We start from the raw sequence: 22,879 nt of genomic DNA on the forward strand, positions 1-22,879 counted from the left end.
GGCTCCTCCATGTACTGCAACGAAACGGATCTATTTGCCCTTCGATGCGTTCTTGACGTCCTCGTCGGTGACGGCTGGGAACGTGCCAGTTTCGTACATCTCTGAGTAGGCCTCCCAGTCGATTGGGTCGTCGTGTGAGTCGGCGTCACCAGGTGCACCGTCGTACTCCTCGGAGTCGGGGTCGAGTGCCGGTGCGTCGTCGAGCGAGAACTCATTCTCTGGATCAGCGTGGAGATCCGCAGCGACTTCCTCCTGGACGGATTGCCACAGGTGTGTGTCACCAACGTGAGACTCGGTGACCAGGTCTTCGACCTCTTCGCGCTCCTTCGCGGACAGTTCGCTTTCTGCTGGGTCCAGCGCGGTTTCTGCGAGCTCTGCGAGGCGCTCACGTCGTTTGGTCTCTGCCGCGATACGTCCACGATCCTTGAACCAGGAAATAATCATAACGATCGAGAGCACAAGTCCGAGATAGCCAACGACAGGGTAGACCCAACCAACGAGGGCCGAGAAACCGATGAAAGACAGCGCGAAGCCAATGCCGACCACGATGAAGTAGATCAGTCGGAACTTTTCCTGACGGCCATGAGCGAGACGCCGCGCCATGGCGTAGAACATGCCTACCGCGGTGTTGTAGATCATCAAGTAAATCAGCAGCGAGACGACGAAGCCGACCGCTGGGTGCATGTTGTCAAACACCATGAGCAGTGGGAAGTCGGCGCCGTAGACGCCTTCCATGTTCATGAAAATGATGAAATTCAGGATGACCAGTAGGGCCGCAAAGATGAACCCGCCAAGCAATCCGCCAATGCCGGCTTCGCGAGGGTTGAGCTGCGAGCCCGCAATGACGAGGATCATCGAAACAGCCATGATGATGCAAAGCGTTGCGTAGTTGACAGCGGAGAGCAACCAGTTGTTGCCCACACCTGTAGCAGGTGCGTTCTGCATGGAGAGCTCGTTGATTTGGCTGATGTTGTCTGGCATGTGCACCAGCGTGATCATCAGCGCCACGATCACCGCGACGATAAGAAATGGCGTGATGATGGAAATGACGTTCGTGAGCTTGTCGACGTCCAGGAACCCTGAAAGGACAAGCAGGACGGTCATGATGGCCGCGCCCACCCAAGTTGGGAGCCCGAACTGTTGGTCAAGGTTCGAGCCTGCACCGGCGACCATGACGAAGCCGATCGCAAAAAGGGTGAACATCGTGGCGACGTCCATAAATTTCGATACAAGTGGCTTTGATACGTTCTTAAAGACGGCGCTGTGGTCGTCAGCGAGGTAGAAAGAACCCAACTGGAAGAGCGTCGAGCCAACGACGACGATAATGATGCCAGCAACAATCGAGCCGACAAGGCCCCAGTAGCCGTACGCGAGGAAGTACTGAATCACTTCCTGGCCGGATGCGAAGCCAGCTCCGACGAGCAACCCTACGAACGCGAGCGCCACACGGATAGATTTACGCATAAAACTTTGTCCCTATTGAATATGTAGAAATCGATATAAAAACTTAGCGGTGGCGTTATTGCAACGTCCACCGAACGGGAGTTGATGGTATCAAAGGCATTTCTCCAGCGCACACCACAAAACGGACGGAACAGTAGTGTTAAAGGCTCTGGGGGTGGCGCTGATAAGCGTTCGGTCTTGGCGGGCGTGGGTCGTGACTATCGAATAAACCGCCTGGTAGTAAGGGAGAAGTTGCCAGGTGATCAGACGGGGGAGGTGAGGGGACGTGTGGAGGGAGAAGCTGGCGTCAAAAAGAATGAGATGCACGCCAAAGCGTTACGGAACTGTTACCTTGGCTAGGCTCGTGCCCTAATGGTCTGGTCCTGCCTTGGCGACGATCTTCTTCATGATTCGGTTGAGTTGGTCGGCCTCTTCCGGCGTAATGGAATCGAATACGAGCTCGCGGAGCTTCTGAAGGTAACCGGGCGTGGACCGCACGATGAATTCGACGCCGTCTTTGGTGAGCGTGGCGATGTTGGTGCGGCGGTCCGTCGAGTCTTGGCTTCGCGCCACGAGCCCACGTCTCTCCAAACGTGCGACGATATGGGACAAGCGTGATGCAGACATCTGTGTTGCCTTCGCGAGTTGGCTCATCGTGATCTTCTGATCGTCAGCTTGTGCGATCTCTACCAGTGCAAGGTAGTCAGACAGATTCATGCTTTCATTGGCCTTGAGTGCTTCGTCAAGGCGGGCAGGGATCCACGAGATCATTGCCCACATAGTGAGCCAAATTTCAGTGTCGTGTTCATCAAGCCAACTGAATCGATGCATGTGATGAGATGTTAGTAACTACAACAGATTTCAACCTAATTTTGTTCAGAGTCCCAGCTTCCGGGGCTACGTTTGACCGAAGGTGGCGTCTCTTAGCGCAAGAAGTTTTGTGGCGCGCCGACGTACAGCCTCGTAATCGGGCAGATTTGTTCTAGATTGCTAGGCATGACTGATAAAAACTTGCGCGATGCTACACCCGAGGATGTAAGTGGACTCGAAGGCATTCCTGAGTTTCAGGGATCGGCTCGAGGCGACTCGGCTCAGGGAATCTATTCGATGACGGGGAAGGCTGCTCCCACTGAGGTGTTTCCAAACGCCGACGCTCCGGGCGGCTTCGATGCCACACCGGCGACCGAAACGGTTGTTGCCAACAACACGCTCGATTCGGTGCCGACGACCTATGCGCAACCAGATGTTGCCGCTGACTCTGACCTGGAAGAGGAGAAGGTTGAGCACGCAAAGCGCGGTACGCTCGACTTTGGCTTGCTGATTGCGCGCCTTACCATCGGGCTCGCGCTCATCCTGCAAGCGATTGCGGTGTTCTTCCGTCTAGGCGATTCGGCTGGTATCGGTGGGCTGGAAGCAGAATTTGCTGCGCAGGGCTACGCTTTTACCGACGGCCTGGCTATCATCCTGCCGACGTTGCAGCTCGCCGCAGGTGTTTTCTTGCTGCTAGGGCTGTTGACGCCAGCTGCAGCGATGGTGGGCATCGCAGTTACTGGCTTTGCCGTTTTACACAGCATTGTTGTGAGCGGAGTTGGTCTGAACGTGTTCGAGTGGGAACCAGCAACAGTCTTGGCAGCAGTGCTTTTCGGTGTGGTGCTCGCGCTGCAGTTTGCTGGCCCTGGCCTGTACGGCGTCGACGCGACCCGCTCGTGGGCGCGCCGACCACTGGCAAGCTCCTGGATTTTCGCAGTCCTTGGGCTAGCCGCAGCTGGTGCGCTGTGGTGGTTCGGCGCCGGGGTAAACCCGCTCGCCTAACCAGGACTGCCCGCTAGTCGAGCTGGCGGACGGCGCCCTTGTCGGCGGATGTTGCCATCTTTGCGTACACCTTGAGAGCCTTCGACACTTCGCGGACACGATTTGGTGTCCACGGGTGCTCAGAGGCTTCCATTGCTTCACGGCGCTTTTCCAGGACGTCTTCGTCGACATCGAGGGTGAGCTCGCGCCGAGATACTGAGATCGAAACGGTATCGCCGTTTTCGATCAGGCCGATGAGGCCACCGTGGGCAGCCTCGGGTGAGATGTGTCCGATGGAAAGTCCTGACGTGCCGCCGGAGAATCGGCCGTCGGTAATCAGGGCGCACTTCGTGCCCAGTCCGGCACCCTTCAAGAAGGAAGTGGGGTGAAGCATCTCCTGCATGCCTGGCCCACCCGCGGGTCCTTCGTAGCGGATCACGACAACCTCGCCCTCAAGTACTTCGTGTGCCAAGATCATCGACACCGCCTGCTCTTGCGAGTCCACAACATGCGCCGGTCCCGAGAACTCCCAGAGACCTTCTTCAACACCTGCAGTTTTGAGGATCGCGCCGTCCGGAGCAAGGTTGCCACGCAGGACGACCAAGCCGCCGTCAGAAGTAAACGGGTGGTCGACATCGTGGATCACGCCACGGATGGCATCGGTATCCAGGCTCGGCCACCGCGCTGACTGCGAGCATGCCTGCGTGGTTCGCTTGCCACCCGGCGCGGCGTGGAAGAGTTCGATGGCTTCTTCACATGCGCCGGTGCCACGGATATCCCAGTCCTTGAGCCACTCGTGGAGGGAGTCGTAGACAATTGAGTGCACGTCCTCGTGTAGCAGTCCGCCGCGGTGGAGCTCGCCGAGGATTGCTGGGATGCCTCCGGCGCGGTGGACATCTTCGACGTGGGCTGTGCCGTTTGGAGCAACCTTTGACAGGCACGGGATGTGGTGGGACAGGTCGTCGATATCCGCGAGTGAGAAGTTCACCTCGCCCTCTTGCGCGGCCGCAAGGATGTGCAGAATCGTGTTCGTCGATCCACCCATGGCCATGTCGAGGGCCATTGCGTTGCGGAACGCGTGCACGGTTGCGATCTCGCGCGGCAACACTGAGGTGTCGCCCTCTCCGTAGTAGCGGTTGCACAGGTCAACGATGGTGGCGCCAGCTTTTTCGAACAGCTCACGGCGCGCTGTGTGCGTGGCCAGAGTGGTGCCGTTGCCAGGCAGTGAAAGGCCGAGCGCTTCGGTAAGGCAGTTCATGGAGTTAGCGGTGAACATGCCGGAGCACGATCCACAGGTAGGGCAGGCGCCTTCGACGATGGCATCGAGTTCGTTATCGGAGACAGCATCGTTTGCGGAAAGCGCGATGGCGTCAACAAGGTCGGAGGCTGGCTTTTCGACGCCACCAACGTTAATTGGCTTGCCTGATTCCATCGGGCCGCCGGAGACGAAAACCGTAGGGATGTTGAGCCGCAAAGAAGCATTCAGCATGCCCGGTGTGATCTTGTCACAGTTGGAGATGCATACCATTGCGTCGACGGTGTGGGCGTTGACCATGTACTCCACCGAATCCGCGATGATCTCGCGGCTGGGCAGGGAGTAGAGCATACCGGAATGACCCATGGCGATACCGTCGTCGACGGCGATGGTGTTGAATTCTTTCGGCACACCGCCGGCGGCGCGTACAGCTTCCGCAACAATTTCCCCTACCTCTTTGAGGTGCACGTGGCCAGGAACGAACTGCGTGTATGAGTTGACGATGGCAACAATCGGCTTGCCGAACTCATTTTCTTCTGTACCGGTTGCTCGCCATAGTGCACGTGCGCCTGCAGCTTGGCGGCCAATGGTTGTGACTCGTGAGCGGAGAGGGATCACGGCTTACTCCTTTGTACGTGGCGCGGGCTCGGGCCGTGGCCCGGGCAGATCAGGGTGTGCCTTGACGTATTCGTCGTAGGCTTCTCGCGACATTAATACTTTATTGCCGTCTTTGTTGATGATTTCATATTTTCCGTCGGCGGCTTCCTGCGCCTGCGTGATGACGTCCGTGATTCGGCCCCGGGAAGCTTCTGCAAGTTCCGGTAGCATACTAAAGGTCACGCCGGGCATGGTGTGCGATGCCCCGTCAAGAGTTGTGGCCTTCGCCTTCGCGCCCTGAAATGCAATTCCCGCCAGGTCAGACCAGGCGATGGTCACGTTTGGCTTCACCATGTACCGCAGAGCAATGCCGCGTTCGCTGATCGTGGTGGAGGCGGTGAAGATCCAGAGCAACCACGCGAGCGGAATGAGCAGCAGCCAGCCAAGAATGAGCGGAGCCCAGGAAATTCCGATCAACGCGATGCCTGTCATGAGGACAACCGCAATGACGTGTTGTTTGCTAGGGCGAAAGGTGGTGGGCGAGTCAGTCATGCAAGTTATGCTAGCCAATCTTGTTACGGCTGCGGGAGTTGCTCTTTATCGACGTCCACTTCGTCCGTCGCCGTCTCTTCCTGAGTAGCTGGCGTGGCTGCCGGTTCCGGTGGTTCGTATGTAGATGTTTCGGACGTCCAATCAGATGATTCCGACTCGGTCGTTGTGGATGAAGGCGTGGTTGCTTCGGTGGTTGGTGTGGCTGTTGGAATAGTAGTGGTGACGTCGGACGTAGGGATCTCTTCTTGGGTGGCAGGCATGGGGGCGCTCGTGGATGCAACTGGTCGGGCAGGCGGCGCCCAAACACCGGAATTTGCGTTGCTTTCCTCCGCGGGTTGCAACATGAGGCCGCGGACAATGAGCAGAATCGCGAACCCCGCGAGGAGGAACGCTGTGGACATACGCATAATTCCGCGGAATACGCGCTTCGGTTCAGGTGCGTCGTCATCAGTAATCGTCAAGTCATCAACTGCTGCCGGATCTTGGGGCACTGGGTCTGTCGCGGGCAGCTTCTGCGTCTGAGGAAAGGACTCTGGAATACGCTCTGTGGGCGTTTGCACATCAAAGTGCCTGGTCGGTTGTTCCAAACCTTGCACCAGTGCGCCCTCGAATGTTGTTGCCGCGCCGTACTCGTTCCAAAACTCGTCGAGGATCGCCATGCGGATTGCGCGCTCCACCTTCCACTGCATCAATGGTTGAGTGCGAACCATCACGCGCATATCCACGGTCCATGAGCTTCCGACAGTTGCGGGGGCGTTTACCGCTACTGCGGGTTGTACTTCGACCTCGTCGATGGTGGCGTCGGCAATGTCGGGTTGCGCAATCGCGCGCTGCGCCGCGGTGAGGGTCCTCTTCAACGCCTCTTCCGCAGACGTTGAACCGAGCAGTGGGACAGGAATGACGACGACCGCGCTGGACCAGTAGTTGGATTGGTTGATGCATATGCGTGCCGTCGAGTTCGGAATAGAGATGGTCGATTGCTCGATGGTCCGGATTTGAGTTGCGCGCATTGTAATCTGGATGACCTCTCCGGAGACGTCAATCCCATTGCCCTGAAATGCGACGTAGTCGCCCACACCAAATTGCTTTTCGCTGAGGATGAAGAAACCCGCCAGGAAATCCGCGATGATGTTCTGTGCGCCAAAACCGATGGCTGCCGATACAACCGTTGCGGGGATGGCGGCACCGGCGAGTGAAAAGCCGAGTTGTTGCAGTGCAAAGACGAAAATCAAGAAGTAGGCAACCATCTGGGCGATGTATACACCGACGCCCACGATTGCTAGGCGGCCCTTCGATTCGTCCGTCTCACCAGACTCTTTGACCTGCCGCTCAGCGTGACGGTTCAGGAAACGGCCAGCTCGTGGCACTAAAAATGCGAGTGTGAGCAGGAGAGCGAGGTTGATCCCCGTCTCCGCGAACCAGCGCCAAATCTGTTCGGCAATGTATGACATCGGCATAGTTTTTGAATAATAATCCAAATCCCTCACATTCCCCTGTGGAATGTGTATGATTCAACTCATGATCATTTCGCACGTACTAGTCATTCTTATTCCGCACCGGCGCTTGCCGTAGCGGACTGCTTGCCTAGTCAGTCGCGAACTCAAGCGCCCTCGACAGCCACACGGCTTGGTCGGGGGCTTTTGTTTTAGATCTGATTCGATGGTTGTTGTTATTTGAAACACTAAGGAGCTCGACATCGTGGTTGCTTCACACAAGCCCCCGACGAATGCATCGACGCAGCCTGGTGATGAGCGCACCGCGCCGCTGATCACCGGAGCCGACGCTGTCGTTCGCAGTCTTGAGGAGCTAGGTACCGAGATTGTCTTTGGCCTCCCCGGTGGCGCGGTGCTTCCTCTTTACGACGCACTGTTCGCAGCAGAGAAGCTGCGGCATGTGCTGGTTCGCCATGAGCAAGGTGCAGGCCACGCCGCAGAAGGGTACGCGGTTGCTTCTGGAAAGGTTGGCGTGTGCATCGCCACTTCCGGGCCGGGGGCCACAAACCTTGTCACACCGATCGGTGACGCTTATCTGGACTCGGTCCCGATTGTTGCCATCACCGGCCAGGTAGGTTCGTCAATGATCGGAACCGACGCGTTCCAAGAGGCGGATATTCGTGGCATTACGATGCCAATCACTAAGCACAACATCATGGTCACGGACGTCAACGAGATCCCGAGTGTGATTGCAACTGCATTCCACATCGCATCTAGTGGCCGTCCGGGTCCGGTGCTTGTGGACATCCCGAAGGATGTTCAGGCACAGCTCATGGAGTTCTCGTGGCCGCCGAAACTGCTCGAGACTGGGTATGTTCCCGCTGACGAGCCGCTCAGCGAACAGGTAATGAAGGCTGCGGAGCGAATCTCGCAGGCGAAGCGGCCGGTGTTATATATCGGTGGTGGCGTCGTCAAGTCTGCTGCGAACAAGGAGCTGCTTGAGCTTGTCGAGGCCACTGGCATCCCAGTGGTGACTACCTTGATGGCGTTGGGCGCATTCCCGCAGGACCATCCGTGCTACATGGGCATGCCTGGCATGCACGGCACCGTGCCGGCGGTTGGTGCCCTGCAGGAAGCGGATCTCCTGATCGCAATCGGAACCAGGTTTGATGACCGCGTGACCGGTGACGTTGACACCTTCGCGCCTCACGCAGACACGATTCACGCTGACATCGACCCGGCGGAGATCGGGAAGATTCGTCCAGTTGATGTGCCGATCGTCGGTGATGCGAAGAAGGTGCTTGCTCAGCTCACTGCAGCGTTTACAGGCTCGCCGAATACTCCGGCGCCGAAGATAGACGCCTGGATGGAGCGGCTTCAGGATCTCCAGGAGCGGTTCCCGCGTGGGTACGACAAGCAAGACGATGGGAAGCTTTCTCCGCAGTTTGTGATCGAGATGCTGTCGAAGACCGTCGGAAAGGATGCGATTTACGCGTCCGGCGTTGGCCAGCACCAGATGTGGTCAGCGCAGTTCCTGGACTTCGATAAACCTCGTCACTGGTTGAGCTCCGGCGGCGCCGGCACCATGGGGTATGCGGTGCCAGCCGCTATGGGTGCGAAGGCTGCGATGCCCGATAAAGAGGTATGGGCCGTCGACGGTGATGGTTGTTTCCAGATGACGAACCAGGAGATCACCACCGCGGCGATGGAGGGCTTGCCAATCAAGGTCTGCCTGATTAACAACGGCAACCTCGGCATGGTCCGCCAGTGGCAAACGTTGTTCTATGAAGGCAACTACTCGCACACCAAGCTCGGTGGGGAAGAGGCATACGTCCCTGACTTTGTGAAGCTCTCTGAGGCACTCGGGGCGCAGGCTGTTCGCGTCACGAAGGAAGAGGACGTCGTCCCCGCGATTGAGTGGGCGCGCGGTATCAATGATCGGCCGGTCGTAGTTGAGTTCATCGTCGGCGAGGACGCACAGGTTTGGCCGATGGTCGCTGCGGGCGCTTCGAACTCAGACATGCAGTACGCGCTCGGGATGCGGCCGTTCTTCGACATGGAGGAATCCGCTGCGGAAACCCCAGAAGCAATTCACGAAGTGTTGACGACACTCGAAGATGAAACAGAGGGAGCGAAATAAGATGGCACCAGTGCAAACAATCACTCGGCATAGGCTGTCGGTGCTTGTGCAGGATGTTGATGGCATCATTACGCGCGTATCCGCTCTGTTTACGCGCCGTGGCTACAACATGGTCTCGCTTGTGTCGGCAAGCACTGAGACCGAAGGCATCAATCGGCTGACCATCGTGGTCGATGCGAGCGAGTACTCCGTTGGGCAGATCCAGAAGCAGCTCAACAAGCTCGTCCAGGTTATTAAAGTCCAGAGGCTTGACGACGACGCCACCGTCGCCCGATCGATGATGCTGGTCAAGGTGAGCGCGGACAACAGTAACAGGCCGCAGGTTGTGGATGCCGCGAACATCTTCCGCGCACGTGTCGTCGACGTCTCGCCCGAGTCCCTCGTGATTGAAGCGACGGGCACGCCCGCAAAGCTGCGGGCGTTGCTTGAAGTACTCGAGCCTTTCGGAATTCGCGAGCTTGCGAGTTCCGGTGATGTCGCGCTTTCGCGCGGCGCCGAAACAATGGCATCGCAATCCTAAGCGCGACGCTATTAACTCCGATATATTTCTCCATACGCATAAAGAAAGGTGAGCCGACTCATGGCTATTGAAGTTTTTTACGACCAGGATGCAGACCTGTCCATCATCCAGGGAAAGAAAGTTGCAGTAATCGGCTATGGATCGCAGGGCCACGCGCACGCGCAGAACTTGCGTGAATCCGGCGTCGATGTTGTGATCGGCCTGCGTGAGGGCTCGAAGAGCGCGGAAAAGGCCAAGGAGGCTGGCTTCGAGGTCAAGAGCAACGCTGATGCTTCCGCATGGGCGGACGTCATCATGTTGCTGGCACCGGATACTTCCCAGGCAGAAATCTTCCGCAACGATATTGAGCCAAACCTGAAGGCTGGCGACGCCCTGTTCTTCGGTCACGGCCTGAACATCCACTTCAACCTGATTGAACCAGCGGACGACATCATCGTGGGCATGGTTGCGCCGAAGGGCCCGGGCCACTTGGTGCGTCGTACGTTTACAGAAGGCAAGGGCGTGCCGTGCCTGATTGCTGTCGAGCAGGACCCGGAGGGCAATGGCCGCGACCTGGCACTCTCGTACGCTGCAGCAATCGGTGGTGCTCGTGCCGGTGTCATCCCGACGACCTTCGAAGCTGAAACCGTCACCGACCTGTTCGGAGAGCAGGCCGTTCTGTGCGGTGGCCTGGAGGATCTCATCATGACGGGCTTCGATGTCCTCGTCGAGGCTGGTTACGAGCCAGAAATGGCGTACTTCGAGTGCCTGCACGAGATGAAGCTGATCGTGGATCTGATCTACGAAGGCGGCATGGCGAACATGAACTACTCCATCTCCGATACCGCAGAGTTCGGTGGCTACCTGTCTGGTCCGCGCCTCATCGACGAGGGCGTTAAGGACCGCATGCGTGACGTGCTGCGTGATATCCAGGATGGCACCTTTACCAAGCGCCTCGTTGAGAACGTGAAGAACGGTAACAAGGAGCTGGAGGACCTGCGCGCCAAGGTCTCCTCGCACCCGATTGAGAAGACCGGCAAGGAACTGCGCTCGATGATGAGCTGGGTGCAGAACCCGCTGAATGAGACCGCCTAGGCTTTCTCATAACGTAAAAACTGGGAGCGACCCAACAGAAGGGCCGCTCCCAGTTTTGTTTGTGCTTTGCGCTATTGCGCTGGTGCCGTCTCGGATTCGGGTGCGTCGCTAAGGACTTCGTCGAGATTCACTGTGGTAGTGACTTCTTCCGGCACTGTCGGTTCGGAAGCGTCAGTGTTCGTCTCGGTAGCAGGCTCAACCGTTTCCGTGGTGTCTTCTGTCATCGTGGTGGTGATATCGACGGTTTCAGTTGCCGTCACGCTGGGCTGGTTGTTGTTGAATTCTTCTTCACTTTGGCCGCCGGCGAACAGGGACCACAGTAGCCATGCGAGAAGGAGGAAGACGAGGATGCCAAGGAGCCACTTCCACCAACCGCCGTTCTGCGGAGTTGGCTCGGATGGAGCGGGAAGGTGGCGTCGCTCCTCTGGTATCTCGAGTGGGGGGTTGTTTGGGGTTTCGTGTGGTTGCTGAGTCACGTGTTTCCTTTCTTTTTGGTCCAGGCTAGCAAAAATCGTTCTGATTGCTTCCGAAGTTGCCCGCTTTACAGATATTCAAAGGTGGATTAGAATCACGGCATGTCGCATAGCCAGGACCACGCTCACACTCACGACCACGATCACGTCGGCGACGCGCCACTGCGTGCCCTGCTGATCGCGCTGGGAGTCACCAGCGTGGTCTTTTTCGCAGAATTGATCGGTGGCTGGCTCACCGGTTCGATGGCGCTGATGGCCGATGCCATGCACATGCTGTCGGACGCTGCTGGACTGATCATTGCGGTGATCGCCGTGGTGATAGGGAAGCGGGCAGCCTCGATGAAGGCCACGTATGGATATCGGCGCGTTGAAGTACTGGCCGCGGCGACCAACGCGCTGACGGTGCTTGTGATTTCTGTCTGGATCGTGGTGCAGGCCATTCGTCGAATCTCTGCACCTACTGAGATTGACACGGCACCGATGATGGTGATCGCCCTCATTGGCTTGGTCGCAAACGCGGTATCTGCGTGGGTGCTGCATAGCCAAAGGGAAAACTCCGTCAACGTTGAGGGCGCGTTTTTGCACGTACTTGTGGACATGCTCGGTTCGGTTGCGGTGCTCGTCGCCGGTGCGGTGATTGCTTTTACTGGCAGCCAGCTGCCGGACGTTATCGCTTCCTTCCTGATCGCGGCGTTGGTGTTGCCACGGGCGTGGTCGCTGCTCCGTCACTCCCTCCAGGTGCTACTGGAGCAGGTCCCTCCAGGATTCGATGTTGAGAGTGTCGAGCCGGCCCTGCGAGCAATTGCCGGTGTGGTGGATATCCATGACTTGCACCTGTGGTCGCTCGATGGGGTGTCCGTATTGGCGACGGTTCACGTGGTTAAGCACCCTGGTGAGCAAGGAGCCCGTGTTCTCGACGACGCCCAAGAAGTGTTGCGTGAGCTGGGGATTGAGCATTCCACGATCCAGGTGGAGCTGCCCGAACACCGCGGCCACGAGAATGTTTGTTGATTCTGTTCTAAAGTATGACTTATGGGTTTTACTACGCCAAGCTATTCACTCAAGGATCTCTTCGCGCGGGCTGAGCGCGGAGAGCTGCAGCTACCCGATTTTCAGCGCGAGTATATCTGGGATGTTGACCGCATTCGCACCCTGGTTACCTCAGTCTTGCGCGGCTATCCAATCGGCTCGTTCCTCGCGTTGGATACACGCGGGACACCGATGCGATTTCGCCCGCGCCCGCTCGAAGGGCTCGAGCCGAGCGTCAAGGAACCGCAACCGGGGCTGTTGCTTCTCGACGGCCAGCAGCGCCTCACTTCGCTGTACCACGCATTTAAGGGCGACGGCATCGTCCCGACCGTAGACTTCCTTGGTCGACGCATTCACCGCCAGTTCTTTGTGGATGTGCGGATGGCCGTCTCTGCCGATCCAATGCCGGTTGAAGCAGTCTTCGCTGTTGACGAAGAAGGCCAGATCCGTTCGCACTTTGGACCGGATATTCCGGAGGGCATCCGGAACCGGGAGGACATGCTGAAGCACGGTGTCGTGCCGGTGTCGCTGTTGCTCTGGAAAGAGGGCAATGACCTGCTTTTAGACATGGCGGCGGATGCCGAGGATCATGAAATGCGCGACGCGGTCAAGCTCTTCCTGAACGAAGTCATGCGCTGGATGCCGGCCTACGATGTTCCAGTGATCCGCATTGACCGGGAGACCTCGCAGATTGGCGTTGGCCAAATCTTCGCCCACGCAAACTCGGCGGGTGTCCAGATGGATGTTTTCGAGTTGCTGACGGCCATGTTTGCTACGCAAGATCCTGACTTTTTGCTTGCTGAGCATTGGCGGGGCGTCGAAAAGCAGTTGCGCGAGTACCCAGCTTTGGATGACATTGGGCGCATTGAATTCCTCCGTGCGATGTCACTTTTGCTGACGAGTCGGCATGGACACGCTGTTGGACACCGCGGCGACATCTTGAACCTTTCCCTCGATGACTACCGCCAGCATGCGCAAGAAATGGCGGATGCGTTTAAGGCGGCGGCTGAGTTTATGGCTGAGCGTTGTATTCTCAGCGTGGATCAGGTCCCGTACACCTCGCAGATTGTTCCGCTGGCTACGATTTTGGCGCGTTTGGCAGAGCACCCGCAGTGGGACCGAAGCCAGGAGTCGAAGGACCGTCTCAACCGCTGGTACTGGTCGGGTGTGTTCGGAGAGCTCTACGGTGCGCACGCACCGACGATCCGTGCGGGCCTCGACGTTACCGAGGTCACCCCGTGGGTGCTGCAAGAGACTGACGCGACGCCACGTACAGTGTCGGACGCCACGTTCTCGGAGTCTCGTTTGCTTACGGCGACGGAGGAAAGCGGTGTCTACCGCGGACTGTACGCACTGCTGATGGCACGCGGCGCGCTCGACTGGAGGACAGGAAAGCCGTTCAACCGGGAGACATTTGCGGAGCTGCAGCCGTACTTCAACACTGTGTTCCCACCTGCGTTTTGTGATGACATTGGTGCTGACCCAGTCGTTGCACAGTCGGTGCTCAACCGCACGCCGATGGGCAAGCGCACGGATGTGCTGATTGAGGACAATCAGCCGAAGCGCTACATTCCGCGCCTGCAGTCGAAGTCGCTGATGGACGACGACGAGTTTGATGAAGTCCTCGAAGGTCATGAGATGACGCCAATCTTCTTGCTGAACTCTCAGTGGACGGAGTTCTTGGCGGATCGTCGCGAACGTTTCGTCGGGATTGTCGAGTATGCGCTTGATAAGGCCGTGATCCGCGATATTGATGGCCCACTCGAGTCAGAGGTTGATTTCTCTGAAGAGCCCGAGCCAGAAGTAGAACCTGCACCAGCTGCTGAAGAGCCTGAGTTTGAGGCGCCAGAAGTTGAGCAGGAAGAGCCGGAAGGCGAAGAGGATTAAGCAGGTTGGGATACGGCAGCGTTGCCTCGCATTGTTGTGCGTGGCAACGCTGCTTGTTGCTTGCTCGCCAGAGCAACAATTAGGCCCGCTGGGCGAGGCGAGGAAAGTCAACCAGTCGCGCCATGTATCAGCGATGTTTGAGCAGCATCCTGTCGTGTTAGCAGACCGGACGGGGCTTGCATCGTTGCAGTATTTCTTCCGTGCTTCCGAGACGCTAGTGGTGTCGGATCCTTCAGTAGAAGCACAGCTGCGAGCTGCCTCAATCGCCGTTGTTGCCCACGCCCCGATGTTGGTCTACGACCCGAACCGACACAACGAGATTCTGCAAGAAACCGAGCGTTTACATACCTATACGGTGCTTACGGTTGGTGATGTGTCACTGGCGCAAACCACTGGACGGATGCGTGTGTACCGCGACCCGGGTGGGCGGGGAGCTTTAGGCCCGATGACGTCGCTGATGTTTGAGGAACGATTGATATCCTCACCCGAGTCTGCTGCGCAGGAAGTGGCGAAGTTGCGCTCGCGTGAGCCGACCTGGCTGAGAGCCGCATGGGCGGACCCTGCCGTGATGAAGGGGGCGCAGGCAAGACCATTCCCGATTCTCTCCCGCAGGGATGCCGATATGGCTCCGTTGGTTGTGGCGACGGCGAATACTTCGATTGCCGCGATTGCGAATGCGCGCAGCTTTGGGGCGAAGGTTGTCTTCGTGGATGAGCCGGACCCGAGAGCATCCTTTGAAACACTATTTGCTCTTGCAGGGTTAGCGGACGGCCCGCTCGTTGCACTTGGAACCGATTTCGGGACCAGCGACGAGCTATCGCGCAGGATTTCGCAAGCGGAAGAAAAGTATCAGGCTAACCGCAGGACAACCGGTAACTGACCTATTAAGGTGTTCGGGGTATCCACTCTGTTTGATTCTCAGGAGACCCCATTCTTATGTCGAAACCTGTTGTCCTCATCGCCGATAAACTTTCCCAGTCAACCGTTGACGCACTTGGCGACGCGGTGGAAGTCCAGTGGGTAGATGGCCCAAACCGTGAGGCGCTGCTCGCGGCAGTCCCCGCCGCGGACGCACTGCTTGTTCGCTCCGCAACGACGGTCGATCGTGAGGTGATCGAAGCAGGTGCAAACCTTAAGATTATCGGCCGCGCTGGTGTTGGTCTTGACAACGTTGATATTCCGGCGGCAACCGAGCACGGTGTGATGGTTGCTAACGCCCCGACCTCGAATATTCACTCAGCCTGTGAGCACGCAATCGCACTGCTGCTTTCTACCGCTCGCCAGATTCCGGCAGCTGATTCCACGCTGCGTAATGGTGAGTGGAAGCGTTCGGCGTTTAAAGGCACCGAGATCTTCGGCAAGACCGTAGGCATTGTCGGCTTCGGGCACATTGGCCAGCTGTTCGCGCACCGTCTGTCTGCGTTCGAAACCACGATCGTCGCATACGACCCTTACGCGAACCCTGCGAGTGCAGCGCAGATGGGTGTCGAGCTCGTCGAGCTCGAGGAGCTGATGGCTCGTGCAGATTTTGTGACGATCCACTTGCCGAAGACGAAAGAAACTGCAGGCATGTTCAATGCGGAGCTGCTTTCTAAGGCCAAGCCGGGACAGATCATTATCAATGCGGCCCGCGGTGGCCTCGTTGATGAGCAGGCGCTTGCTGACGCCATCAAGTCTGGCCACATTCGTGGTGCAGGTTTCGACGTGTATGCAACCGAGCCGTGCACGGATTCGCCGCTGTTCGAACTCGAAGAGGTCGTCGTAACGCCGCACCTTGGCGCATCTACGGCTGAGGCGCAGGACCGCGCGGGTACTGACGTTGCGGATTCTGTGTTGAAGGCACTGGCCGGCGAGTTCGTCGCTGATGCTGTCAACGTTGCTGGTGGCAACGCGGGCGAGGAGGTAGCTCGTTGGCTCGACTTGTCGCGCAAGCTTGGGCTGCTTGCAGGCAAGCTACTGGAAGAGGCTCCGGTATCGCTGAAGGTGACGGCTCGCGGTGAGCTGTCCACGGAGGAAGTCAACCTGTTGGGCCTGTCTGCTGTGCGCGGTCTGTTCTCGGGCATCGTCGATGAGCCTGTGACGTTTGTGAACGCACCTGCTATCGCTGAGGCCCGCGGATTGAGCTATACGGTCGAGACAGAGACTGAAGCACTGACGCACCGCAGCGCGCTCGAGGTCCAGGCCGTTGGGGCAGAAGGGCAGACCGCTACGGTGACTGGCGCGCTGACGAGCCTGGAGGGCGTTGAGAAGATCGTTCGCATCAATGGTCGCGGTGTAGACATGCGTGCGGAAGGCCGCAACTTGTTCTTCCGCTACACCGATGTCCCTGGAGCGCTCGGAAAGGTGGGTTCGCAGCTTGGTGCGCACGATATCAATATCGATGCTGCCGCGCTGACTCGCACCACGAAGGGCGACGGTGCAGTGCTCATCCTGCGCGTGGATAAGGAAGTTCCAGAGCAGCTCGAGGAGCAGATCGCGCAGTCTATCGACGCCACTTCGATCCAGCTCGATTTGGATTCCTAAAGGCGGTTCCCTCACGGGCGGACAGTGTTACACTAAACGCACTGTCCGTCTGGTGAGAAAGGAATCCCAAAAATGAAGGTTGCTGTTATTGGTGGGGACGGCATCGGCCCTGAAGTGATGGCAGAGGGGCTCAAAGTTCTGAATGCTGTTCGCTCGGACGTAGAGACCACGGATTTTGACCTTGGCGCGCGTCGATACCTGCGTAACGGCGAGCTACTCACCGACGGTGACCTCGAGGCGCTGTGTGAACATGACGCAATCCTGCTCGGCGCAGTCGGGGACCCGCGAAAGGTTCCCGCTGGTGTGCTTGAGCGCGGGCTCCTGTTGCCACTGCGCTTCAAGCTGGATCACTATGTCAACCTGCGCCCGTCGCGCTTGTACAAGAGTGTGACCTCGCCGCTGGCACGGCCGGGTGACATTGACTTTGTAGTTGTCCGCGAGGGAACCGAGGGGCTCTATGCCGGCAATGGTGGCACGCTGCGCGAAGGTACCGAGCATGAGGTTGCCTCCGAAGTTTCTCAAAACACCTATTACGGTGTTGAGCGCGTCGTGCGCTACGCCTTTGAGCTTGCTCAGCAGCGCCGCAAGAAGTTGACTCTTGTGCACAAGACGAACGTCCTGGTCAACGCTGGTGGTTTGTGGCAGCGAGTCTTCGACGAGGTCGCGCAGGAGTTCCCAGAGGTGACCACGAACTACCACCACATCGACGCGGCGACTATTTACATGGTCAGCGACCCTTCGCAGTACGACGTCATTGTGACGGATAACCTGTTCGGCGATATTTTGACTGACTTGGCCGGCGCAGTTGCAGGTGGTGTGGGCCTTGCGTGCTCGGGCAATATCAACGCGGCAAAGGTCACGCCTTCGATGTTTGAGCCAGTCCACGGTTCTGCACCGGATATTGCAGGTCAGGGTATCGCCGACCCGTGCGCGATGATTCTCTCCGTCGCGATGATGCTGCGCTTCCTCGGCGATGAAGACAATGCCCAGAAAATTGAAGCGGCCGTGGAAAAGGAAGTGACGGGCCGCGAAGGGGCTGAGATAGTGACGACTGAGGTTGGCGAGCGGATTGCTGCCGCGCTGAGGTAACCACGTAGGGTTGAGGCCAGATTTAAACAGGACCTCCGTGTAGGAAAGGCGGGAGACATTGAAGATGGCTTCGACCCGGCATCGTGTTGGCAGCGTCATCGTTGCGCTCGGTGTCGCAACGGCAAGCTTGAGTGCGTGCGCAACTGGCGACGCCGAAAAAGGAGCGCAGGGCGCGCAAGCCTTGGAGATGTCCGGTGCCGAGGTTATTCAAGACCCAGACGGTACCGGCGCGGAAGTTTCGAAGCGGTTGTATCCAGCGTCGGACGCTGTGGTTGTCGCGGGTAAGGAGCGGGAGTCGCAACTGCTTGGTGCGGCAATCGCCCTGGAACGTGGCATCCCTTTGTTAGTGCGTTGGCCAGGTACAGACGAGACTGTTGATGTAGAGATTCAACGTCTAGGCGCCACCGAAGTCATCACGCCATCAGAGGAAGCGGGCGTGGAGCCGCTGCAAAGCGACAACCCTGAGCGTGATATCGCCACAGTTGCGGCTACGCAGCCACAGCAACCTGGGGCACTCACACTGCCACCGGTCCTGGTGACGGAGGAGACGTCGCTTGGAGCCGCCGTGTCCGCGCGTGCAGCAGGTGCGGAACTCGAAGTCTTGCAGTTCCCGGATCCACGTGTCACCTCAGACGCTATGCGCACAGTGTTGGAGCAAGACACGCTCGCCCTTGGACTGCAATGGGGCAACACCGAAATGTACCGGGACAAGATCACGCTCGCGACCCACGGTGAATTACCTGGAGGTGGCGGTCTTGTCTTTCCCGGACGGCGCATGATTGCGCTGTACGGGCACCCGTCGGGCCCAGCACTCGGTGTTATGGGGGAGCAGCCTCCGGCTGAAGCGGCGCAGCTAGCAACATCGTATGCGCAACAGTACCAACCGTTGGACGGGCAGCCGGTGATCCCTGCGTTCGAGATTATTGTCACGGTGGCTTCGCAATCTCCCGGCCCTGACGGCGACTACTCCAACGAGACAGCGATCGAGGACCTCGTACCATACATCGATGCGATCATTGAGGCTGGTGGCTACGCAGTGCTCGACCTCCAACCCGGTCAGGGTGATTTCCTTCACCAGGCCCGCCTCTACGAAGAGCTCCTGCTTCGGCCGAACGTGGGGTTGGCCCTCGATGCCGAGTGGAAGCTGAATCCCGGCGAGCAGCCATTGTCCCGTATCGGGTCGGCAACTTCGGGCGAGATTAATGCTGTTGCTGATTGGCTTGCGGCCCTCGTTCGAGAGCACAAACTGCCACAAAAGATGCTCATCCTGCACCAGTTCAGGCTGGATATGTACCCGGATCGTGAAAATATCCGAACTGACCAGCCGGAATTGGCGTGGGTGCTCCATGCGGACGGTCATGGCGTGCCGGAGCAGAAGTTTGATACCTGGAACGTCCTGCGTCAAGGTTTGAGTCCTGATTACTTCATGGCGTGGAAGAACTTTATCGACGAGGACACCCCAACCTTTAGCCCGGAGCAGACATACAACGACGTCCAACCTCGGCCGTGGTTCGTGAGCTACCAATAAAGTGCGAGCAGCCTTCGGGGTTGTATGCTCGTCCCTATGCGTTTTGGACGAATTGCTACACCCGAAGGCATGACCTTCGCTGTCATTGATGAAGCGGCGACGACCGCGCGTGCTATTGCTGGTACGCCATTCACCGACCCTGAGTTCACCGGCAAAGAGTGGAAGCTTGAAGAGGTGAGGCTGCTTGCACCGACGTTGCCGTCGAAAATTGTGGCAGTCGGCCGCAACTATGCGGACCACGTCAAGGAAGTCTTTCAACAGACCGCGGATGATTTGCCGCCGACGATTTTCATCAAACCGCCGACAGCAGTTGTCGGTCCCGGCGCGCCAATTCGCATCCCCAAGTTCGCTACCCGCGTTGAGTTCGAGGGAGAGCTTGCACTCGTCATCGGCGTGCCGTGTAAGAACGTGAAAGCGGACCAGTGGAAGTCGGTAGTGCGTGGTGTCACCATTATTAACGACGTCAGCTCGCGCGATCTCCAGTTCTCCGATGGGCAGTGGGCACGCGCGAAGGGCATGGATACCTTCGCTCCGCTAGGGCCATGGATTGAGACAGATCTTGAGCGCTTCAATTTTGATTCGCTGCCGATCAAGGCGCACCTCACACATGAGGGGGAGACTGCGACAAAGCAGGATTCCAACTCGGACCAGATGATTAAGTCGATCGGCGAAATCGTCGAGTGGGTCAGCGAGTCATTCACGTTGCTTCCGGGCGATGTCATCGCAACTGGCTCACCTGCGGGGACCGCGGAAATGGTCCCGGGCGACGTGATTGAGATTGAGATCCCAGGTATCGGCTCGCTGACTAACCCGGTGGCGCGCGCCTAGTTGGGGCTAAAGGCCGAGCGCACGCATGATGGTGCGCAGTTTGGCTGTGGTCTCGTCGAGCTCATCTTGCGGGACGGAATCTGCGACGAGCCCGCCGCCAGCCCAGGCGCGAGCCTGAGTGCCCGCGGCGTTGACCTCCGCGCAGCGGATCGCAACCATGTATTCGCCATCGCCGTTCTTGTCGGTATAGCCGACGGTGCCAGCATAGAACCCTCGGTCGGTCTCTGCGGTGGTGATGAGCGCCTCCGCCGCGGTTTGCGGGGTACCGCAAACAGCTGGGGTGGGGTAGAGGCGAAGCGCAAGGTCGAGCGCTGTTGGCGCAGGGTCTTTCAGAACGCCGCGGATTGGGGTGGCAAGATGCCACATTTCTGAAGTCTTATCCAGTTGTGGTCCGTCTGGAATGTCGAGTTGGGAACACAGTGGCGCCAGAATCTCGCGGATGTGCTCGACCACGTACGCGTGCTCGTCGCGATCCTTGGCGGAAGCAAAGAGTGCCTGACCATTCGCCTCATCAGTCGCAGGGTCGTGTGGGACACGGGCAGCTGATCCTGCTAGCGGATACGAACTCACGATATTGCCTTTGCGGCGCACCAAAACCTCAGGTGATGAGCCCACGAAGAAGTGGCCGACACGCCCGCTCGGTGTGAGGTCTGCAATGAACCCGTCGCGGGTATAAGAAAGGTCAATCAGGCGCGCGGCGACCAGGCGAGGATCGACGGGTGGATCGAATGCGATGTCCACTGCACGAGCAAGGACCACCTTGTCCAACATGGACCCCTGGATCGTGGAGACCGCTGCTTCAACGCGGCGCAGGTGTTCTTCCGGGGTGGGATCGACGTCGATAAGCGACGCGTGCAGCTTTGAGCCTGGGCCGACTCGATAGTAGGGATGAGGCTCGAGCGTGCCAGATTCCCGGACTATGGATTCGGGCACTGTCAGCGCCGCGGGCGTGTCTTTATCGAATGGGAGGGCGCCTACCACCATCTCGACGTCGCCGGACTCGAGGGCGTCGATAGCTTTCCATGCGTCTGAGAACGTTTGATTGGCACCTTGCGTGCGCACTGAACCGGTGCTTCGGGAAAGCAGAAAGTCGGGCGCAGTGGTGGGGCGGGCTGAACACATGTGGTCATATTTTACTAGGCGCAGTCCCGTAGCCCGTACTAAGGGCCTGCCATATGCGCCTTGATGGGGCAGGGGCGCTACGATAAAGCACATGAATAAACCAGCAAAGATGCGTGTCCGATTTTGTCCGTCTCCAACAGGTACGCCCCATGTCGGTATGGTGCGTACGGCCTTGTTCAACTGGGCACAGGCACGACACAGTGGCGGTACGCTGATTTTCCGCATTGAAGATACCGACGCCGCACGTGACTCGGAAGAGTCCTACCAGGCAATCATCGACTCCTTGAAGTGGCTGGGCCTGGATTGGGATGAAGGCGTTTTGGTAGGCGGCCCACACGAGCCTTACCGCCAGTCGCAGCGAATGGATATCTACAAGGAAGTCCTGGACAAGCTGATCGAAGCCGGAGAGGTCTACCCGGCCTACTCCACGAACGAGGAGGTTCAGGCGCGGCACAAGGCGGCAGGGCGCGACCCCCAGCTTGGCTACGACAACTTCGACCGCGACCTGACTGAAGAACAGATCGCTGCATACGAGGCTGAAGGCCGCAAGCCAGTTTGGCGTCTGCGCATGCCGGACAAGGACTGGACCTGGAACGACTTGGTGCGTGGCGAAGTGACGTTCAAGTCGCAGACGCAGCCAGACTACGTTGTTGCACGTTCGAACGGTGCGCCGCTGTACACGCTGGTCAACCCAGTTGATGACGCGCTGATGCAGGTCACGCACGTCTTGCGTGGTGAAGACTTGCTTTCCTCGACTCCGCGCCAGCTTGCTCTGTATGAGGCGCTCCAGCGTATCGGCGTCGCTGAGTTCACTCCTGAGTTTGCGCATCTGCCGTTCGTGATGGGGCAGGGCAATAAGAAGCTTTCCAAGCGCGATCCGGAATCGAACCTGTTTAATCACCGCGACAACGGCATCATCCCGGAGGGCATGATCAATTACCTCGCGCTGCTGGGCTGGTCGCTGTCTTCTGATGAAGACATCTTCAGCGTTGATCAGCTTGTTGAGGCATTTGACGTTTCTGATGTGCTTGGCAACCCCGCACGCTTTGACCAGAAGAAGCTGGAAGCGATCAACGCTGACCACATCCGCTTGCTTGAGCCAAAGGACTTCGAACAGCGCCTGCGTGATTACCTGACCGAGTTCACCGACTTCCCAGCCGACTACCCGGCTGACAAGTTCGCACTCGCCGCCGAGTTGGTTCAGACCCGTATCAAGGTCCTGTCAGATGCGTATGGACTGCTGAAGTTCCTTGTTACTCCGGATGCAGATCTTGTCCTCAACGAGAAAGCGGCGAAGAAGAACCTCAAGGACACTGCTGTCCAGCCTCTCGACGCCGGCATTGCGGCACTCGACGCCATTGCTGAAGATGACTGGACTACTGAGTCCATTGAGAAGGCTCTGCACACCGCGCTGATCGAAGAACTGGAGTTGAAGCCACGCGTTGCGTTCGGTGCGCTCCGTGTTGGAATCTCCGGGGAGCAGGTTTCTCCACCACTCTTCGAGTCGATGGAGCTGCTGGGTAAGCAGTCCACGATGGCGCGCTTGCGCGCTGCGCGTGAGGTTACTCCGTACACTGCGCCGGAGGCTTAACGGG

At 58.3% G+C, this 22,879-nt stretch carries 19 protein-coding genes; 12 read left to right on the forward strand and 7 right to left on the reverse strand.

Going from position 1 to position 22,879, the window contains the following annotated elements; all coding sequences use genetic code 11:
• Nucleotides 1-30 precede the first annotated feature (30 nt).
• Together BQ4436_RS08525 and BQ4436_RS08530 are read right to left on the reverse strand one after the other, a co-directional pair.
• On the reverse strand, nt 31-1,464 hold the full coding sequence (locus BQ4436_RS08525) for a YkvI family membrane protein (protein ID WP_070976366.1): 1,434 nt from the start codon (nt 1,462-1,464) through the stop codon (nt 31-33).
• Nucleotides 1,465-1,812: 348 nt separating this feature from the next.
• A complete protein-coding gene (locus tag BQ4436_RS08530) occupies nt 1,813-2,274 on the reverse strand; it encodes a MarR family winged helix-turn-helix transcriptional regulator (RefSeq protein WP_070362584.1) in 462 nt (153 codons plus the stop codon).
• Between the two features lie 165 nt (nt 2,275-2,439).
• On the opposite strand from BQ4436_RS08530, the gene BQ4436_RS08535 reads away from it, so the two are divergent.
• Entirely contained in the window at nt 2,440-3,255 is an 816-nt protein-coding gene (locus BQ4436_RS08535; RefSeq protein ID WP_070976367.1) for a DoxX family protein, read from the forward strand.
• 13 nt (nt 3,256-3,268) lie between these two features.
• Here the strand turns inward: BQ4436_RS08535 and ilvD are convergent, their stop codons facing one another.
• Genes ilvD through BQ4436_RS08550 form a run of 3 tightly spaced genes read right to left on the reverse strand, consistent with a single transcriptional unit; the run spans nt 3,269 to nt 7,089 of the window.
• On the reverse strand, nt 3,269-5,107 hold the full coding sequence (gene ilvD, locus BQ4436_RS08540) for a dihydroxy-acid dehydratase (RefSeq protein WP_070976369.1): 1,839 nt from the start codon (nt 5,105-5,107) through the stop codon (nt 3,269-3,271).
• A 3-nt stretch (nt 5,108-5,110) separates the two neighbouring features.
• On the reverse strand, nt 5,111-5,638 hold the full coding sequence (locus tag BQ4436_RS08545; RefSeq protein ID WP_070976371.1) for a PH domain-containing protein: 528 nt from the start codon (nt 5,636-5,638) through the stop codon (nt 5,111-5,113).
• Nucleotides 5,639-5,661: 23 nt separating this feature from the next.
• The gene (locus BQ4436_RS08550) at nt 5,662-7,089 is read right to left on the reverse strand and encodes a mechanosensitive ion channel family protein (protein ID WP_070976372.1); all 1,428 of its coding nucleotides are present in this window, start codon (nt 7,087-7,089) and stop codon (nt 5,662-5,664) included.
• A gap of 247 nt (nt 7,090-7,336) precedes the next feature.
• Here BQ4436_RS08550 and BQ4436_RS08555 point away from each other — a divergent pair, with 247 nt between their 5' ends.
• Genes BQ4436_RS08555 through ilvC form a run of 3 tightly spaced genes read left to right on the forward strand, consistent with a single transcriptional unit; the run spans nt 7,337 to nt 10,805 of the window.
• Complete coding sequence (locus BQ4436_RS08555) at nt 7,337-9,211, forward strand: acetolactate synthase large subunit (protein ID WP_070479167.1); 1,875 nt, start codon at nt 7,337-7,339, stop codon at nt 9,209-9,211.
• Nucleotide 9,212: 1 nt separating this feature from the next.
• Nucleotides 9,213-9,731, forward strand: coding sequence for an acetolactate synthase small subunit (gene ilvN, locus BQ4436_RS08560; RefSeq protein WP_070362578.1), 519 nt, complete (start codon nt 9,213-9,215; stop codon nt 9,729-9,731).
• 60 nt (nt 9,732-9,791) lie between these two features.
• Nucleotides 9,792-10,805, forward strand: coding sequence for a ketol-acid reductoisomerase (gene ilvC, locus BQ4436_RS08565; RefSeq protein ID WP_070362577.1), 1,014 nt, complete (start codon nt 9,792-9,794; stop codon nt 10,803-10,805).
• A gap of 71 nt (nt 10,806-10,876) precedes the next feature.
• On the opposite strand, the gene BQ4436_RS08570 is transcribed toward ilvC, so the two are convergent.
• Nucleotides 10,877-11,281 carry a hypothetical protein gene (locus tag BQ4436_RS08570; protein ID WP_070362576.1) on the reverse strand — a complete coding sequence of 135 codons (405 nt, stop codon included), beginning with the start codon at nt 11,279-11,281 and terminating at the stop codon, nt 10,877-10,879.
• A gap of 99 nt (nt 11,282-11,380) precedes the next feature.
• On the opposite strand from BQ4436_RS08570, the gene BQ4436_RS08575 reads away from it, so the two are divergent.
• The 7 genes from BQ4436_RS08575 (at nt 11,381) to BQ4436_RS08605 (ending at nt 20,162) form a co-directional block, all read left to right on the forward strand.
• Nucleotides 11,381-12,289, forward strand: a complete 909-nt coding sequence (locus BQ4436_RS08575; protein ID WP_070362575.1) for a cation diffusion facilitator family transporter — start codon at nt 11,381-11,383, stop codon at nt 12,287-12,289.
• Nucleotides 12,290-12,310: 21 nt separating this feature from the next.
• Nucleotides 12,311-14,194 (forward strand): DUF262 domain-containing protein, encoded by a 1,884-nt coding sequence (locus BQ4436_RS08580; protein WP_070976374.1) that lies wholly within the window; start codon nt 12,311-12,313, stop codon nt 14,192-14,194.
• Nucleotides 14,195-14,234: 40 nt separating this feature from the next.
• Nucleotides 14,235-15,074 carry a hypothetical protein gene (locus BQ4436_RS08585; RefSeq protein WP_255366172.1) on the forward strand — a complete coding sequence of 280 codons (840 nt, stop codon included), beginning with the start codon at nt 14,235-14,237 and terminating at the stop codon, nt 15,072-15,074.
• 56 nt (nt 15,075-15,130) lie between these two features.
• Nucleotides 15,131-16,717: a phosphoglycerate dehydrogenase gene (gene serA / locus BQ4436_RS08590; protein WP_070976376.1), complete on the forward strand. Its 1,587-nt coding sequence runs from the start codon at nt 15,131-15,133 to the stop codon at nt 16,715-16,717.
• A 72-nt stretch (nt 16,718-16,789) separates the two neighbouring features.
• Nucleotides 16,790-17,806 (forward strand): 3-isopropylmalate dehydrogenase, encoded by a 1,017-nt coding sequence (locus BQ4436_RS08595; protein WP_070976378.1) that lies wholly within the window; start codon nt 16,790-16,792, stop codon nt 17,804-17,806.
• A gap of 64 nt (nt 17,807-17,870) precedes the next feature.
• Nucleotides 17,871-19,334: a cell wall-binding repeat 2 family protein gene (locus BQ4436_RS08600; RefSeq protein ID WP_070976380.1), complete on the forward strand. Its 1,464-nt coding sequence runs from the start codon at nt 17,871-17,873 to the stop codon at nt 19,332-19,334.
• Nucleotides 19,335-19,370: 36 nt separating this feature from the next.
• Nucleotides 19,371-20,162 carry a fumarylacetoacetate hydrolase family protein gene (locus BQ4436_RS08605; protein ID WP_083329507.1) on the forward strand — a complete coding sequence of 264 codons (792 nt, stop codon included), beginning with the start codon at nt 19,371-19,373 and terminating at the stop codon, nt 20,160-20,162.
• 6 nt (nt 20,163-20,168) lie between these two features.
• Here the strand turns inward: BQ4436_RS08605 and BQ4436_RS08610 are convergent, their stop codons facing one another.
• Entirely contained in the window at nt 20,169-21,284 is a 1,116-nt protein-coding gene (locus BQ4436_RS08610) for an isochorismate synthase (RefSeq protein ID WP_070976383.1), read from the reverse strand.
• Between the two features lie 91 nt (nt 21,285-21,375).
• Here BQ4436_RS08610 and gltX point away from each other — a divergent pair, with 91 nt between their 5' ends.
• A complete protein-coding gene (gene gltX / locus BQ4436_RS08615; RefSeq protein ID WP_070976385.1) occupies nt 21,376-22,875 on the forward strand; it encodes a glutamate--tRNA ligase in 1,500 nt (499 codons plus the stop codon).
• Nucleotides 22,876-22,879 lie beyond the last annotated feature (4 nt).

Source organism: Corynebacterium sp. MC3 (assembly GCF_900099485.1).
Lineage (GTDB): Bacteria > Actinomycetota > Actinomycetes > Mycobacteriales > Mycobacteriaceae > Corynebacterium > Corynebacterium pseudogenitalium.

What these genes read in the sequence shown, in the direction of transcription:
- BQ4436_RS08525 (WP_070976366.1), bottom strand. Translation starts at nt 1,464, where the DNA reads ATGCGTAAATCTATCCGTGTGGCGCTCGCGTTCGTAGGGTTGCTCGTC.
- BQ4436_RS08530 (WP_070362584.1), bottom strand. Translation starts at nt 2,274, where the DNA reads ATGCATCGATTCAGTTGGCTTGATGAACACGACACTGAAATTTGGCTC.
- BQ4436_RS08535 (WP_070976367.1), top strand. Translation starts at nt 2,440, where the DNA reads ATGACTGATAAAAACTTGCGCGATGCTACACCCGAGGATGTAAGTGGA.
- BQ4436_RS08545 (WP_070976371.1), bottom strand. Translation starts at nt 5,638, where the DNA reads ATGACTGACTCGCCCACCACCTTTCGCCCTAGCAAACAACACGTCATT.
- BQ4436_RS08550 (WP_070976372.1), bottom strand. Translation starts at nt 7,089, where the DNA reads ATGTCATACATTGCCGAACAGATTTGGCGCTGGTTCGCGGAGACGGGG.
- ilvN (WP_070362578.1), top strand. Translation starts at nt 9,213, where the DNA reads ATGGCACCAGTGCAAACAATCACTCGGCATAGGCTGTCGGTGCTTGTG.
- ilvC (WP_070362577.1), top strand. Translation starts at nt 9,792, where the DNA reads ATGGCTATTGAAGTTTTTTACGACCAGGATGCAGACCTGTCCATCATC.
- BQ4436_RS08575 (WP_070362575.1), top strand. Translation starts at nt 11,381, where the DNA reads ATGTCGCATAGCCAGGACCACGCTCACACTCACGACCACGATCACGTC.
- BQ4436_RS08580 (WP_070976374.1), top strand. Translation starts at nt 12,311, where the DNA reads ATGGGTTTTACTACGCCAAGCTATTCACTCAAGGATCTCTTCGCGCGG.
- serA (WP_070976376.1), top strand. Translation starts at nt 15,131, where the DNA reads ATGTCGAAACCTGTTGTCCTCATCGCCGATAAACTTTCCCAGTCAACC.
- BQ4436_RS08595 (WP_070976378.1), top strand. Translation starts at nt 16,790, where the DNA reads ATGAAGGTTGCTGTTATTGGTGGGGACGGCATCGGCCCTGAAGTGATG.
- BQ4436_RS08600 (WP_070976380.1), top strand. Translation starts at nt 17,871, where the DNA reads ATGGCTTCGACCCGGCATCGTGTTGGCAGCGTCATCGTTGCGCTCGGT.
- BQ4436_RS08605 (WP_083329507.1), top strand. Translation starts at nt 19,371, where the DNA reads ATGCGTTTTGGACGAATTGCTACACCCGAAGGCATGACCTTCGCTGTC.
- BQ4436_RS08610 (WP_070976383.1), bottom strand. Translation starts at nt 21,284, where the DNA reads ATGTGTTCAGCCCGCCCCACCACTGCGCCCGACTTTCTGCTTTCCCGA.
- gltX (WP_070976385.1), top strand. Translation starts at nt 21,376, where the DNA reads ATGAATAAACCAGCAAAGATGCGTGTCCGATTTTGTCCGTCTCCAACA.